The organism is Bradyrhizobium rifense (assembly GCF_008123425.1).
Taxonomy (GTDB): domain Bacteria; phylum Pseudomonadota; class Alphaproteobacteria; order Rhizobiales; family Xanthobacteraceae; genus Bradyrhizobium; species Bradyrhizobium rifense.
In genome coordinates this window covers 1-14,569 of sequence record NZ_VSSS01000090.1, presented here as the reverse complement: position 1 = coordinate 14,569, position 14,569 = coordinate 1, and the positions used below count along the sequence as shown (strand labels likewise).

Annotated in this window: 16 protein-coding genes; 6 read left to right on the top strand and 10 right to left on the bottom strand. The window is 64.8% G+C overall.

Annotated elements, in window-relative coordinates:
• Window positions 1–39 precede the first annotated feature (39 nt).
• Window positions 40–1,134: a lysine-2,3-aminomutase-like protein gene (locus FXB40_RS44625; protein WP_148778596.1), complete on the bottom strand. Its 1,095-nt coding sequence runs from the start codon at window positions 1,132–1,134 to the stop codon at window positions 40–42.
• Complete coding sequence (gene epmA / locus FXB40_RS44620) at window positions 1,131–2,195, bottom strand: EF-P lysine aminoacylase EpmA (RefSeq protein WP_148778595.1); 1,065 nt, start codon at window positions 2,193–2,195, stop codon at window positions 1,131–1,133. The genes FXB40_RS44625 and epmA overlap by 4 nt, the downstream gene beginning before the upstream one ends.
• A gap of 162 nt (window positions 2,196–2,357) precedes the next feature.
• Between epmA and efp the strand changes: the two genes are divergently transcribed.
• The 3 genes from efp (at window position 2,358) to FXB40_RS44605 (ending at window position 5,644) form a co-directional block, all read left to right on the top strand.
• The gene (gene efp, locus FXB40_RS44615) at window positions 2,358–2,924 is read left to right on the top strand and encodes an elongation factor P (protein WP_148753881.1); all 567 of its coding nucleotides are present in this window, start codon (window positions 2,358–2,360) and stop codon (window positions 2,922–2,924) included.
• 24 nt (window positions 2,925–2,948) lie between these two features.
• Complete coding sequence (locus FXB40_RS44610; protein ID WP_148778594.1) at window positions 2,949–4,568, top strand: M23 family metallopeptidase; 1,620 nt, start codon at window positions 2,949–2,951, stop codon at window positions 4,566–4,568.
• 167 nt (window positions 4,569–4,735) lie between these two features.
• Window positions 4,736–5,644 carry an amino acid ABC transporter substrate-binding protein gene (locus FXB40_RS44605; protein ID WP_148778593.1) on the top strand — a complete coding sequence of 303 codons (909 nt, stop codon included), beginning with the start codon at window positions 4,736–4,738 and terminating at the stop codon, window positions 5,642–5,644.
• Window positions 5,645–5,695: 51 nt separating this feature from the next.
• Here FXB40_RS44605 and FXB40_RS44600 read toward each other — a convergent pair whose 3' ends face one another.
• Both FXB40_RS44600 and FXB40_RS44595 read right to left on the bottom strand, forming a co-directional pair.
• On the bottom strand, window positions 5,696–6,199 hold the full coding sequence (locus tag FXB40_RS44600) for a cupin domain-containing protein (protein ID WP_148778592.1): 504 nt from the start codon (window positions 6,197–6,199) through the stop codon (window positions 5,696–5,698).
• Between the two features lie 21 nt (window positions 6,200–6,220).
• Complete coding sequence (locus FXB40_RS44595; protein ID WP_148778591.1) at window positions 6,221–6,700, bottom strand: carboxymuconolactone decarboxylase family protein; 480 nt, start codon at window positions 6,698–6,700, stop codon at window positions 6,221–6,223.
• Between the two features lie 57 nt (window positions 6,701–6,757).
• Between FXB40_RS44595 and FXB40_RS44590 the strand changes: the two genes are divergently transcribed.
• Window positions 6,758–7,282, top strand: a complete 525-nt coding sequence (locus FXB40_RS44590) for a MarR family winged helix-turn-helix transcriptional regulator (protein WP_430648190.1) — start codon at window positions 6,758–6,760, stop codon at window positions 7,280–7,282.
• Here FXB40_RS44590 and FXB40_RS48530 read toward each other — a convergent pair.
• The 3 genes from FXB40_RS48530 to FXB40_RS44580 all read right to left on the bottom strand — a co-directional run bounded on the left by FXB40_RS48530 (window position 7,279) and on the right by FXB40_RS44580 (window position 8,098).
• Window positions 7,279–7,452, bottom strand: a complete 174-nt coding sequence (locus FXB40_RS48530) for a hypothetical protein (protein WP_187437562.1) — start codon at window positions 7,450–7,452, stop codon at window positions 7,279–7,281. The two genes, FXB40_RS44590 and FXB40_RS48530, sit on opposite strands and share 4 nt — an antisense overlap.
• A gap of 75 nt (window positions 7,453–7,527) precedes the next feature.
• On the bottom strand, window positions 7,528–7,779 hold the full coding sequence (locus FXB40_RS44585; protein WP_148778589.1) for a hypothetical protein: 252 nt from the start codon (window positions 7,777–7,779) through the stop codon (window positions 7,528–7,530).
• A 58-nt stretch (window positions 7,780–7,837) separates the two neighbouring features.
• Window positions 7,838–8,098: a hypothetical protein gene (locus tag FXB40_RS44580; RefSeq protein ID WP_148778588.1), complete on the bottom strand. Its 261-nt coding sequence runs from the start codon at window positions 8,096–8,098 to the stop codon at window positions 7,838–7,840.
• Window positions 8,099–8,233: 135 nt separating this feature from the next.
• Between FXB40_RS44580 and FXB40_RS44575 the strand changes: the two genes are divergently transcribed.
• A complete protein-coding gene (locus FXB40_RS44575; RefSeq protein ID WP_148778587.1) occupies window positions 8,234–9,463 on the top strand; it encodes a lytic murein transglycosylase in 1,230 nt (409 codons plus the stop codon).
• Window positions 9,464–9,469: 6 nt separating this feature from the next.
• On the opposite strand, the gene FXB40_RS44570 is transcribed toward FXB40_RS44575, so the two are convergent.
• The 3 genes from FXB40_RS44570 to recJ all read right to left on the bottom strand — a co-directional run bounded on the left by FXB40_RS44570 (window position 9,470) and on the right by recJ (window position 13,056).
• Window positions 9,470–10,261, bottom strand: coding sequence for an aldolase (locus FXB40_RS44570; protein ID WP_148778586.1), 792 nt, complete (start codon window positions 10,259–10,261; stop codon window positions 9,470–9,472).
• 96 nt (window positions 10,262–10,357) lie between these two features.
• Complete coding sequence (locus FXB40_RS44565; protein ID WP_187437561.1) at window positions 10,358–11,167, bottom strand: SDR family NAD(P)-dependent oxidoreductase; 810 nt, start codon at window positions 11,165–11,167, stop codon at window positions 10,358–10,360.
• 47 nt (window positions 11,168–11,214) lie between these two features.
• Window positions 11,215–13,056 (bottom strand): single-stranded-DNA-specific exonuclease RecJ, encoded by a 1,842-nt coding sequence (gene recJ / locus FXB40_RS44560; RefSeq protein ID WP_148778584.1) that lies wholly within the window; start codon window positions 13,054–13,056, stop codon window positions 11,215–11,217.
• A gap of 287 nt (window positions 13,057–13,343) precedes the next feature.
• Here recJ and FXB40_RS44555 point away from each other — a divergent pair, with 287 nt between their 5' ends.
• Window positions 13,344–14,420: a methyl-accepting chemotaxis protein gene (locus FXB40_RS44555; protein WP_148778583.1), complete on the top strand. Its 1,077-nt coding sequence runs from the start codon at window positions 13,344–13,346 to the stop codon at window positions 14,418–14,420.
• Window positions 14,421–14,569 lie beyond the last annotated feature (149 nt).

The window sequence follows — 14,569 nt, the reverse complement described above, 5'->3', positions numbered from 1 at the left end:
TCCGTTCCTCCATTCCTCAAACCGGCGTTCTCTGACCGCCTACGTCTCGGGCGGATAGAGATGAACATCGCCACAATAGTCGACGATACGATAGCGCGTTTCCGGGGCTGCATCACGTGCATCGGCCGCGGTATTTTGCTCCGCCAACACATAATTCGGCCCGACCGGCGACTTGCCGGCGCCGCCGGGTATGTCGATGACGTAGTCAGGCTGACACAGCCCTGACACCCGCCCCCGTAATTGCCGCATCAACTCCTGCCCCTGCGCCAGGGTCGTGCGCAGATGCGCCGTGCCTGGCGCGAGATCGCCGTGATGCAGGTAATAGGGCTTGATCCGGCATTCGACGAAAGCTCGCATCAAATCCGACAGGGCGGTGACGTCGTCATTGACGCCGCGCAGCAGCACGGATTGGCTCACCATGGGAATGCCGGCATCGACCAGCCGCGCGCAGGCGGCGCGGGCCGGTCCCGCCAGCTCGCGCGCATGGTTGGCATGCAGTGCCACCCATGTGGTCGCGCCCTCGACCTTCAGCGCCGCGACCATGTCGTCGCTGATCCGTGCGGGGTCGGCCACGGGCACGCGGGTATGAAGGCGGATGATCTTGACGTGATCGATGCCGGCGAGATCGGCCATGATCTCGCTCAGCCGGCGCGGCGACAGCATCAGCGGATCGCCGCCAGTCAGGATCACCTCCCAGATCTCGCTATGCGCGCGGATGTAATCGATCGCGGCGCGATAGGCGCTGTCCGAGAGCGAGTTCTCCCTGCCTGGTCCGACCATCTCGCGGCGGAAGCAGAAGCGGCAATAGACCGCGCAGACGTGAACGAGCTTGAACAACACGCGATCGGGATAACGATGCACGATGCCTGATACCGGCGAATGCGGGTGGTCGCCGATCGGATCGGCGCTCTCGCCCGGTCGCATATCGAGCTCGGCGGCAGTCGGAACGAACTGCCGCGCGATCGGGTCATCAGGATCCGATTTGTCGATCAGCTCGACCAGCGCCGGCGTGATCGCCACCGCATAGCGCGCGGCGACGCGTTCAAGCGCCGGCAGCGCCGTCGCAGGCGCGAGGTCGGCGGCCACGAGTTCGGCTGGCTCGCGCAATGTCCGTGCAAGATTGGTCTTCGTCATTTTTCACTTAACGTTTCATTTGCAGGCGGTGTCCACACCACCTGATCAATTCGTGTTGCGCCGCTCGCCAGCATCACCAGCCGGTCGAAGCCGAGTGCGACACCGCTCGCCTCCGGCATTTGGGCGACCGCGGCCAAAAAGTCTTCGTCCAGCGGATAGGCCTCGCCGTAACGGCGCTGCTTCTCCGCCATGGATTCCGTGAAGCGCTTGCGTTGTTCCTCGGCGTCGGTGAGTTCGCCAAATCCGTTGGCGAGCTCGACGCCGCAGGCATAGACCTCGAACCGTTCCGCGGTTCTGGGATCGTCCGCCTTGACCCGCGCCAATGCCGCCTCTGGAGATGGGTATTCGAACAGAATGGTCAAACGCCCCTGCCCCAGATGCGGCTCGACATGTTCGACTAGAACCTTGCTGAAGATGTCCGACCAGGTGTCGTCCTCGGCGACGCGGACCTTGCCGGCCGCCGCCTGGGCGAGCGCGGCACGGTTACCCTCGTTGCCCGAGATTGTCGACAGCAGGTCGATGCCGGCGAAGCGCTCGAAGGCACCCGCGACGGTCAGCAGCTCCGGCTCGGCGAAGGGGTCGGCGGTCCGGCCCCGGAACGCGAAGGTCCCGATTCCGGTCGCCTGCGCGGCGCGGGCGATAACCACCACGGTGTCGGCCATGATGGCATCATAGGGGGCGCCCGCCCGGTACCATTCCAGCATGGTGAATTCGGGCAGATGCAGGTCGCCGCGCTCGCGGTCGCGGAACACCCGGGCGAACTCGAAAATCCGCTCCTCGCCGGCCGCCAGCAGCTTCTTGCAGGCGAATTCTGGCGAGGTTCGCAGGTAACGGCTGGCCCGGCTGCCATCGGGCCGGATGAGCTCGGTCCGGGGGGCGTGCAGATGGGTCTCATTGCCCGGGGAGACCTGGAGGACCGAGGTTTCGACCTCGACAAAGCCCTGCTCGGCGAAAAAGCCCCTGAGAGCCCCGGTAATGGCCCCCCTCGCCTGGAGGAACGGCCGCCGGTCGAGGTGCCGCCCGGGCGTCCAGAACGGCGAAATCGGCTTGTCCCCAGCCATCAACCGACCGCCCCTTGAGCCAGCAAAATGCTGGCATTCAACGACAAAATGCGTATGTTGCGGCCCGAAACGGGCGCCGAGGTCTGATTTGAGGCCCCAAGTCCCCCATCGATTTGACCACGTCCTGGCCTGAGCCGGGCCAAGCAAGCAGGAAATATAGCTTTGAGAGTCATCGCCAGTTCTATTCGCAAAGGCAACGTGATCGAGCAAGACGGCAAGCTCTATGTCGTCGTGACCGCCGAGAACATCCATCCCGGCAAGGGCACTCCGGTCAGCCAGATCGAAATGCGCCGAATCTCGGACGGGGTAAAGATCTCCGAGCGCTACAAGACCACCGATCAGGTCGAAAAGGCCACGATCGAAGAGCGTAACTTCACCTACCTCTATGAAGATGGTGACGGCTACCACTTCATGAACCCGGAAACCTATGATCAGGTCCAGGTGTCCAAGGACGTGATCGGCGACGCGGCGGCCTATCTCCAGGAGAGCATGACGGTCAAGCTGTCGACGCACGACGTCAACGTGGTGTCGATCGCGTTGCCGCAGCGCGTGACGCTGGAAGTGGTCGAGACCGAGCCCGTGACCAAGGGCCAGACAGCCTCGTCCTCCTACAAGCCGGCGGTGCTCTCCAACGGCCTGCGCACCACCGTGCCGCCGCACATCGCCGTCGGCACCCGTATCGTGGTCATGACCGAAGACGGCTCCTACTCCGAGCGCGCCAAGGACTAGGCAAGGGATCGAGGATCGGAACAGGTGCCGCCGGGGGGCGAGACATTGGGTAGGAAGGCTTTCCGCTTCGTCTCGCTTTTTCTGGCGTCGCTGTCGCCCCCCTTCGCAACGCCGCTTGCTGCGGACGAATTCCGCAGCCCCTCACTCACAGCCCTGCGCGTCGATTGGCGCGCAGCGCTCGACCAGCTCCGCACCGAGATCAATAACCGCCCGCAAGTCGCCGGCGATTTCATCTTCGTGTCGCGCCGTTCGGTGCCGCGCTTCGATCCGCGCGCAATGCCGGCGCTGGTGCAGCTCAACGCGGTCTCCTCGCAATTCTTCACCGGCATTGCCCGCAGCCCCGTTCCCGTGCTGCTGCCGTTCGATGCCGCCGCCTATCTCGAGGGGCAACGCAGCGGCGCACAGGCTCCGCTGGCGCTGCCGCGCTACCAGGCCGATTTCAGTCCCGCTGACATGTTCGACGCCGGACCTGCCGGCTACAGCGCAAGTTTCTCGTTAGAGCCCGGCGCCGGCGACGGCATGCCGTCGCGCACCTTCGCAAAGCCGGTCGAGATCCAGATCACCGGATCGGCGCTCGTCTACGACATCGCCGATCCCGCCGGCGGCAAGGGCGAGCCGGTGAAGCCGCTGGCGGCAATCTACCCGGACCTGCGCAAATTCATCCGCGAAGGTTACGTGCGCTACGCCTTCACGCGCTTCGGCGCCGCCTATGTGGTGTCGATCCAGTGCCTGGACAGCGTCGCGAAGCCGCGGCGGCTCGCCTGCAAGGAGGCCTACCCCGTTGCCGAGCGTTTCCTGAAGGCGCTGCACGTCGCCGGCGGCCAGCGCACGCGGCCGCTGATGGACGTCGCCTCTGATCTGCTCGATCGCCCGGCCGCACGTTCGACGGATTTCAGCTACCGGCCGAGCGGCGACATCATCCCGAACACCGGCTATCGCAAGCAGGGCGGCCATCCCGACCCGATGGCCTATGCGCAGATCCGCTTTCCGCTCGACAAGGCGCCCGCCTTCGTGCATTCGCAGTCCTACGCCAAACGCGACAATGAGGGTCCGACCGCCTATCCCTGGCGCGACAATTTCTGCGAGTCCCGCAGCTTCGAGGTCTGGCAGTGCGGCGGCGGCTACGGCCATCAGGGCGAGGACATCCGCGCCGCCGACTGCCCACAGCCCGGTGACGGCCGCGAGCCCTGTGATCCCAAGCAGCGCGGCGTCGTTGCCGTGCGCGACGCCGTGGTGATCCGTGCATCAAAGGACCAGGCCGCGACGCTCGAGGTCAACAGCCGCACCGAGCACATCCGCTTCCGCTATATGCACATGAACCCGCAGGCGTTGAACGCCGACGGAGTGCTCAATGGCCGCATCGTCACCGAAGGCGAGAAGATCGGCGTGATCTCGAACTATCTCGACCATCCTGCGGGCACGTCGATGCACCTGCATTTCGACGTCCAGGTGTTCACCCGCGACGGCTGGATCTGGGTCAGCCCCTACGTTACGCTGGTCTCGGCCTATGAGCGCCTCATCCGCGCCCGCGGCCGCGAGGTCGGCCCGGAGATCGCGAGCAGCCCGCAGCCCGTCGCACACGCGCTGCCCGAGGATGTGGTTAAGCCCGATCAGCGCGAGGGATCGAGCAGCGAAGAGAACTGAGGCCGCTCACGCCGCCAATGGCGTTCGCCCAAGTGTGTTGATGACACGCCAATGACAGGCACCTGGGTTGGCCGGACCGAAATCCGGACTCGCCCCGCATGACCTGACCATCTCTGGCCCCAGACTTGCTTGGCCCCCCGCAGCCAAACAGGATGAAGGGGAAGTTCATGCGCTATCTGACCACGGCGGCCATACTCGCCGTCGCATTTGCCGTACCGGTTCATGCGGAGGAATTGAGCGGCACGCTGAAGAAGATCAAGGACACCGGCGCGATCACCCTCGGGATACGCGACAGTGCCGTGCCCTTCAGCTTCATCGACGACAAGCAGAAGATCGTCGGCTATGCCGTCGACATCTGCATGAAGATCGTCGATGAGATCAAAGCCGAGCTCAAGCTGGACAAGCTCGAGGTCGTTGAAAACATCGTCACATCGTCCACCCGTATTCCGCTGATGGCGAACGGGACCATCGACCTCGAATGCGGCTCGACGACCAACAATGCCGATCGCCAGAAGCAGGTGTGGTTCACCAACACGCATTTCCTCACGGCGAGCCGCTTCGTCTCCAAGAAGGCGCTGAAGCTCGACCAGGTCGATGACCTCAAGGGCAAGGCTGTCGTCTCGGTCGCGGGCACGACCAACATCACCCAGCTCAACAAGGCCAACGCGGCCCGCTCGCTCGGCATCACCGTGATGAATGCCAAGGACGTCCCCGAAGCGTTCCTGATGGTCGAGACCGACCGCGCACAAGCCTTCGTCATGGACGACATCCAGCTTGCCGCGATGATCGCCTCGTCAAAGGACCCGTCGCTCTACGCCATCAGCAACGGCGCATTCTCGGATCCGGAGCCCTATGGCATCATGCTGCGCAAGGACGACACGCCCTTCAAGGCGGTGGTCGATCGTGCCACGGCAAAGCTCTACAAGAGCCCCGACATCGAGAAGATCTACAACAGATGGTTCATGGAGCCGGTGCCACCGCGCGGCCTCAACTTCCACGTCCCGATGCCGGCCTCGCTGAAGAAATCGTTCGAGAACCCGTCGGACAATCCGGATCCTGCGTCCTACGGAGGATGAGGACGATTTGAGGCGTAGCCCGGATGGAGCATAGCTCGATCCGGCTGCAACTCACTCCAGAAACGTCGTCAGTTGCGCGCCCTCGTCCGCCACGAACACGGCGATCAGTTCGGCCGGCTCCGTGGTGCTGGCGTTGGCAGAGACCAGATGCGTCGCGCCGGGCGGCTCGAAGAAGGACTGGCCGACACCGAACGTCTCGACCGGGCCGCCCCCGAGCTGGGAACGGATCTCGCCCTTGGTGATGTAGGCCGTCACCGAGCCTGCATGCCGATGCGGTCGCGAAAACCCGCCAGGACCGTAGAACACGCGCACGATGGTGACGCGCTTGCCCGGTACGTTGGGCAATGCGTAGGAGCCGATCGGCTCGACCTTGTCGAGCGGCGAGCTTTCCGCGGCGGTGGCGCAGAGCGGTGCGAGTGCGCCTGATACGGTGTCCATCGTCGCCGGCAGCACCTTGCCGATCGCAATCGCGCAGACGAGCCCGCCGACGACGGCCAGCGCCATCGAGCGCAATGGCACAGGGTGCGGCATGGTGGCCAAATTCATTGCAGTCATGACAATCTCCCTTCGTTGCAATCAGGATGCCGCCGCATTCGCCGCGACCGGCCGCTTCGCCGGCGTCCAGCGATAGGCCGCACCAAACCGGTTCCAGACGTTGATCGAGGCGATTGCTGACGTCAGGTACATCAACTCGGTCTCGGAGAATTCACGCTGCACCTCTGCATAGACCTCGTCGCCGAAACCGTCGGGAAGCAGGGTCAATGCCTCGGCCCAGGCTAGTGCTGCACGCTCCCGCGCCGAGAAGATCGGCGCCTCGCGCCAGATCGCGACCAGATGGAGCTTGTCCGCGGGCAGGCCGAGCCGCTCCGAGAGAAGGATATGATGCTGCACACAGAAGGCGCAGCCGTTGATCTGCGAGGCACGCAGCTTGACCAGCTCCAGAAGCTGCTTGTCGAGGCCGGCCTTGGCCGCAACCTGACCCAGTGCAAGCACCAGCTCATAGGCGTCCGGCGCAATCTTCTTGAAATCCTCGTACTCGCTGCGGGCGTGTGACATCGCCGCTCACCTCGTGTTATTGTAAGACTGCTTACATCTTATAAGAGCTCTTACATTATGCGCAAGTCGGCGAGCATCACGAAATCGAAACTGGAGCAAAGGGTATCCAGGCAGGAGGCTACGGTGCGCGTGCCCGCCCCCGGCGAAGGCAAGCGCGGCGAGCAAGGCTATCTCGGCTATCTCTTGCGTCAGGCCCACGCCGCGGTGCGGCTGAAGATGGAACGCACGCTGGCTGATCTGGGGGTGACCTCGCCGCAATTCGCCGTGCTGACCATGCTGAACGCCTATCCGGGACTCTCAGGCGCCGACGTCGCCCGCCTCACCTTCCTGACGCCGCAGACCGTCGGCGTCATCATCCGCAACCTCGAGCGCGACGGCGCGATCCTGATGACACCGCATCCCGTTCACGGCCGCATCCAGCAATGGACGCTGACGCCGCGCGGCGCGACGCTGCTCAAGGCTTGCCGGGATCGCGTGCTCGAACTGGAGAAGCGCCTGGTGACAGGGCTCGACGGCAAGGCTGAAGTCACTGTCCGCCGTTGGCTTGCGGGCATCGCAGCCGATCTGCAGGACGAGGCCTAATCGCCTCCTCCGTCGCCGCCGTCACCATCTCCGGAATCGCCGAAGCCGAAGTCGCCGTCCCCCTGAATGCCGCGACCGAAATTTTCTGCGATGATCATCATGACCACGACCAACAGCCCTGCGCCAAAGGGCCAGGGATTGGCTCGGATGATGTCGAACAGCTCCCGCATGTGCGCATGATGCGCAGATGGAAGCGAACCGACCGTAAAAGAACTGGCTCAAAGTTGGGGATTTCGGAGGCTGGCCTATCCGCCCTTCAACACTTTCTTAACTTCGCCATCCGGCCAGGTCTCGCTCGCGGCGATCACGCGCACGCGGCTGCCGTCGGCGGCATTGACCAGCACATGCGAACTCACCCGGTCGCCGCTCGGCTCCAGGCGCAGATCGGTTTCGGGCTTCCAGCTCAACGTAGTTGCGAGATCGCCGGGGAAAATCTGCCATTGCGATCCGTCATCGAGTTCGACGACGTGGCTTTCCGCATGCGCGCGTATCTTCATTCCACCCCGAATTCTCTGGGAAGGCGGGCCCTGGCGATCAGCCGGGGCCCCTATTCCGTCAGTCGTTGTCGTGATGAATCACGGTCTTGCTGCGGTTGCCGAACTCATCTTCCTTCTTGATCACAGTGGTGCGGTCAGCAGGCTCACGCTCCTTGATCACCGTGGTGCGGTCACGATCGCGATCCCGCTCGCGATACTCGGGGGACTGTCCAACAGTCACACCGGCGCCGACCGGGCCGACATGAACGCCGACTTCATCTGCGAACGCGGGGGCCGCAATGGCCGTGACCATGGCAGCGGCAAACAGATACTTCCTCATCTCATCCTCCTCCAATGTGTGCGGAGGGAATGCGGGAGTGCGACACTTTGTTCCTGGGAACGTGACGTCTGAAGCCTGTTCCTCCTGTTCCAGGAACCTGCTCACAGCAGCCTTGTTTCCCGCTACTATGCATCCATGAAACAAGCTGATTCCTCGGCCCATCACAGCCGCCGCGCGCTCCTCCAATCCACGCTTGGCGCAGCCGCTCTGCTCGCAGTCCCGACAGGCGTCTTCGCGTCGCCGCCCGGCTTCGACGAATGGCGCGAGGGTTTTCGCGCGCGTGCTATGGCCAAGGGCATTTCGGCTGCGACCTGGCAGCGCGCGATGGCGCGGGTCGAGCCCGACATGACCGTGTTCAAGCAGATGCGCAACCAGCCCGAATTCCACGAGCAGGTCTGGCAATACATCAACCGCCGCGTCTCCGACTGGCGCATCATCAACGGCAAGATCGCGCTCAAGAACAACGAGGCGCTGCTCGCGCGCATCGAACGCGATTTCGGCGTCGAGCGCGGCACGCTGCTGGCGCTGTGGGGCGTGGAGTCCGCCTACGGCGATCCGCTGGTGCAGCAGAATCACATGACGCCCGTGTTTCCCTCGCTCGCCGCGCTCGCCTGGAACGAGCCGCGCCGCAAGGCCTATTGGGAGACCGAGCTGATCAACGCGCTCCGCATCGTCGACAAGGGCTGGAGCACGCCGGAGGAGATGCAGGGATCCTGGGCCGGAGCGATGGGGCATTCGCAATGGATGCCGGAGGTCTGGCTCAATGTCGGCATCGATTATGACGGCGACGGCAAGGTTTCCCCGTTCGGCAAGCCCGACGACGCACTTGGCTCGACCGCAAAATATCTCGTCAATCGGGGCAAATGGCACCGCGGCGAGCATTGGGGCTACGAGGTCCGCAGCCCCGGCGAAATGAGCGGCAGCAGGACCTATGCGGCGTGGCAGGCGGCGGGCGTCACCCGCGCTGACGGCCAGGCCTTTCCACAACCGAACGCATCCGCGCAGATCTGGACACCGGTTGCGGGCGGCCCGACGTTCCTGCTCGGGCCGAATTTCAACGCGGTGAAGAGCTACAACCCTTCCATGAACTATGCGCTCGCGATCTGCCATCTCGGCGACCGCTGCCTGGGCGCGCCGCCGTTCATTCAGCCCTTCCCCGGCTCCGAGCGCGTGCTGACGCTCGCCGAGGTGCAGGAGATGCAGACGCGGCTGACCAGGGCTGGCTTTGATACCGGCGGCACCGACGGCCGCGTCGGCAACGACACCATGAAGGCGATCAAGGATTTTCAGCAGCGCGCCGGAATCACGCCCGCCGACGGTTACGGCGGGCTGAAGGTGCTGGCGAAGTTGCGGCAGGGATCGTAGACGGCCTCAGTGCCGGTACTGCGGCTCTTCCGCATCGAGCTGCCGGCGGATCGCGGCGAGATGGAGCCGCGCGGATTCGGAATCGCCTTCGCGCATCTGCTTGTAGGTTTCGGCTGCGATCGCGGGATCGACCGGCAGCACCTTCCGTCCCGTCGACATCGCCAGCACCTGCACCTCGGCGGCGCGTTCGAGATAGTAGAGATCATCCCAGGCTTCCGCGATCGTCGGCGCCAGAACCATCACGCCGTGATGCTTCATGAAGACGATGTCGGCATCACCCACGGCCGACGCGATGCGCGCGCCTTCGCGGTTGTCGAGCGCGAGACCGTTATAATCGCGGTCGACTGCGGTGCGACCGTAGAATTTTAGCGCGGTCTGCCCGGCCCAGATCAGGGGATCGCCCTCGGTCATCGACAGCGCCGTGGCGTAAGGCATGTGGGTGTGGAAGGCGACCTTGGCGCGCGGCAGGCGCTTGTGCATCTCGGCATGGATGTAGAACGCTGTCGCCTCGGGCTCGCCTTCGCCATCAAGCACGTGGCCGTGGAAGTCGCAGATCAGGAGTTTTGATGCGGTCAGCTCGCGAAAGGCGTAGCCGTAGGGGTTGACCAGGAAGAGATCGTCATGGCCGGGCACCACGGCCGAGAAGTGGTTGCAGATGCCCTCCTCGAAACCATTGCGCGCGGCCATCCGGAAACAGGCGGCAAGATCCTCGCGCGCAGTGCGGATCGCATCGGTCGCGAGGTCGGGCCGGTTCGAGCGGACGGCCGCGGGTGAGGAGGCGTGAAGGCTGTGCGCCATGGCGAAGGAGACCTCTTTCGGGCAGGAGACGGCAGCGTTTTACAGGGCGGACGCCTGCGCGTCAGCCCCTGCGGCCGCCACCCTGCCCTGCGCGTCTCACGCCCGCCGCGGCACCCCGCCGGCATTCATGCCGCCATCGATCACGAGCTCGCTGCCGGTGACGTAACGCGAAGCATCTGACGCCAGATACAGCACGCCGGATGCGATCTCCGCAGCCTGTCCGGCGCGGCCAAGCGGGGTTGCGACCTTGGCGCGCTCCTCCGGATCGATCGGCGCGTTCTGGCCTGCGCCCGTCGCCCCGGTCGGGATCTTGCCCCAGATCGGCGTGTCGATGATGCCGGGATGCACGGAGTTGACACGGATGCCGTCGGAGGCGGCCGCACACTCCATCGCGATCGATTTGGCAAACAGCCGCACGCCGCCCTTGGTTGCCGAATAGGCCGACAGCCCCGGCGCGCCGCGCAGGCCCGCGAGCGAGGACATCATGACGATCGAGCCACCGCCGGTCTTGCGCATCAAGGGCAGGCAATGCTTGACCGAGAGAAACACGCCATCGAGATTGATCGCGTTCTGCTTGCGCCAGTCAGAGAGCGTCATGTCGGTGATCGAAGGCACGGCAATGCCGATGCCGGCATTGGAGACCAGGATGTCGAGCCGGCCGTAGTGCTTCGCGACCTCTGCGACGATCTCGATCCAGCGCTCCTCGCTGGTGACGTCCTGCTCCAGGAAGATCGCCTTGCCGCCGGCTTTTGTGATGCGCTTGACGAGCTCAGGGCCTCTGAGCTCATCGATATCTGTCGCAATGACGGTGGCGCCCTCGCGCGCGAACAGCTCGACGATGGCTTCACCAATACCGGATGCGCCACCTGTCACCAGCGCAACCTTGCCCTCAACCTGCCCTGCCATATTCACTCCCTTTCTTTTTGTTGTTTGAAGTCTGTTGTTTGAGGTCGCTACCTGATCACGGACGGCCCCTGGTCCGGTAGTGCGACGTCGATGACGCGAAACTGCACGCGTTCGGCACCCTGATAGCGATCGACCGACAGGGAGCCGGCGACATTCAGCTGCTGGCCGCGATTGGCGAGAAGCGCGTTGCCAAGCTTTTGCCCGACCGAGCGGAACGCGATGCCGTTGACGATGGCACCGTCCCCCGACTTGAAGCGCAGCCTCAAATGCGCCTGTCCCACCTCGTCGGCAAAGACAAGCTGATGCGCTGGCAGCGCCAGCACGGCTTCCGGATTGCCGCTGCCGAAGGGACCTGCGCGATTGAGCGTGGCCGCAAGCTCCGTCGTCACCGCGCGCGCCGAGATCGCGCCGTCGATGTAGAGCTCGTTGACATGGCGCGCCTCGGCGACGTCCTGAGCCAGCGCGTTCTCCAGATAGGCGCGGAATTGGGCCAGCTTCTCTTTCCGCAGCGTGACGCCCGCGGCCATCGCGTGGCCACCGCCCTTGAGCAGAATGCCGTCGGTGACCGCCTGCCGCACCGCCTTGCCGAGATCGACGCCGGCGATCGAGCGGCCCGAGCCGGTGCCGATGCCGCCGGGTTCGAGCGCAATCGCAAACGCGGGCCGCGAGAACTTCTCTTTCAGGCGCGCGGCGACCAGGCCGACCACGCCGGGATGCCAGCCTTCGGACGCGGTGACGATGACGCCGAGCTTGTCTTCCAGCCCGATCGAGGCGAGCGCCTCGGCTTCGGCCTGCGCTTCTGCCGCCTGCTCGATGATTCGGCGTTCGCCGTTGAGACGGTCAAGCTCGGCCGCAATCCGCGCGGCCTCAACGCTATCGCCCTCGAGCAAAAGCCGAACGCCGAGATCGGCACGGCCGATACGGCCGCCGGCATTGACGCGCGGGCCCAGCATGAAGCCGAGATGCCAGGCCTCCGGCGGGCCGTTGAGCCGCGCCACGTCCATCAGCGCGGTGTGGCCGACATGGTCGCGCCGCCGCATCGCGATCAGCCCCTTTGCGACGAAGGCGCGGTTCAGGCCGACCAGCGGCGCGACGTCCGCGACGGTGCCGAGCGCGACGTGATGCAGCATACCGAGCAGATCGGGCTCGGGCATCTCAGCGTTCCAGAAGCCGCGCTGGCGCAGCTCGCGATTGACCGCGACCAGGGTCACCAGCACAAGGCCGACGGCGGCGAGATGGCCGAGGCCGGAGAGATCGTCGAGCCGGTTCGGATTGACCAGCGCGTCGACCTCCGGCAACTCCGTGCCGGCCTGATGATGATCGATCACGACGACGGACATGCCGAGGCGTTTTGCCTCGGCCAGCGGCTCGATGCTGGTGGTGCCGCAATCGACGGTGACGAGCAGCGTGGCGCCCTTGGCGGCCAGCCCGCGCACGGCTTCGACGTTGGGACCGTAGCCTTCAAAGATGCGGTCGGGAATGTGGATCAGCGGGTCGAGCCCGCAATGGCGAAGATGCCAGGCGAGCAGCGCCGCCGAGGTCGCGCCGTCGACGTCGTAATCGCCGAAGATCGCGACCGTCTCGCCCTTCACGGCGGCATCGGCAATGCGCTTCGACGCGGCCTCCATTTCCGTGACAGTGAACGGGTCGGGCATAAGCTTGCGGATGGTCGGATCGAGGAAGTCGGGCACCGCGTCGATGTCGACGCCGCGCCCCGCAAGCACCCGCGCCAGCAGTTCCGGCAGCTGGTGACGCTGCACGATGGCAAGCGCCGTGGCGGCCCCACGCGCATCCAGCCGGTTGCGCCAGAGCTTGTCGGTAAGCGAACGCGCCACGCCCAGGAAGGCCTGGGGCATTTCGACGGGCAAGACGGTGGCGGGCGGCGTCATGACGAGAGGCTGACTGTTGGAACTGGAGGTCCCGGACAAATACGGACGTCCGGCGGCTGGGCTGACAGCGATTGGCCGGCAAACCTTCGGGATTTGCAACGGCCGGGGCGCACAAAGCGGTGGACGGCTGCCTAACTGGCGGGAGTGACTATCATTTGGGCATTCCGCCGAACAGCAAATTAAGCAGGCGTTAGGTTGAATCCTAGAAAAAGACTCGTATTCGGTCTGTGATTTGATTGTTCCGGGTTCGTTGCAGATCAGGCCTCATTGCCAAGGGAAGTTACCCGATGTCTGCTGCGCTGGGTCTGAAAACCAAGCCGACCACCACCGAACCCGTCGACGACGATTCCGACATTTCCGCGCTGATCAATCGCCTGACCGCGGAGGTCAACCAGATCGCGGTCGACAAGACCAAGTCGATCCAGCAGATCACCAACCAGATGAAGATGCTGGCGCTGAACGCGCTGATCGAAAGCTCGCGCGCCGGCGCGCAGGGCGCGGGCTTCGCGGTGGTGGCGCAGGAGGTACGCGGCGTCGGCCAGCAGGTCGAGACGATCGCGCGCGAGCTCGAGACGCAGCTGACGAAGCGCACCGGCGATCTCGTCGCCTCGATCGACCGCATGAGCCAGCGGTCGCGCGGCGAGCGCATGATGGATCTGTCGCTCAACGCGGTCGAGCTGATCGACCGCAACCTCTATGAGCGCACCTGCGACGTGCGCTGGTGGGCGACCGATTCCGCCATGGTCGATTGCGCGGCCTCGCCTGCGCCGGCGGCGGTCACCTACGCCTCGCAGCGCCTCGGCGTCATCCTCGGCGCCTATACCGTCTATCTCGACCTCTGGCTCTGCGACCTCGACGGCAACGTCATCGCCAACGGCCGCGCGGATCGTTTTCGTGTGGTCGGCCAGAACGTCGCCCACACCAAATGGTTTCGCGAGGCGAAGACCCTGCGCTCCGGCGACGACTATGTCGCCGGCGACATCGAGAACCAGCCGCTGCTCGGCAACGCCCAGGTCGCAACCTATTGCGCCAGCGTCCGCGCCGGCGGCCAGGCCAACGGCGCGCCGGTCGGCGTGCTCGCCATCCATTTCGACTGGGAGCCGCAGGCGCGCGCCATCGTGCAAGGCGTGCGCGTCGGCGACGCCGACAAGGCCCGCGTGCTGCTGGTCGACTCGCATTTTCGCGTCATCGCCGCCTCCGACGGCCAGGGCATTTTGAGCGAGCGCATCTCGCTGTCGCTCAACGGCCAGCGCTCCGGCTTCTACCAGGACCGCTCAGGCACGATGATCGCCTTCCATGCGACGCCCGGCTACGAGACCTATCGCGGGCTCGGCTGGTACGGCGTGATCGTCTGCGCCGCGTGAGTCCGGAGCCGTCCAACCCCAAACCTTGAAAACAACCCCATGCACAGTAGCGACCGGGTTGTTTTCATGGCGGTTTTTGTTTTAGATCTGGCGGGCGACAGCAAGCCTGCGATTTTTCGCATGATGCCGTTTGACGCGTCGAGGCTGGG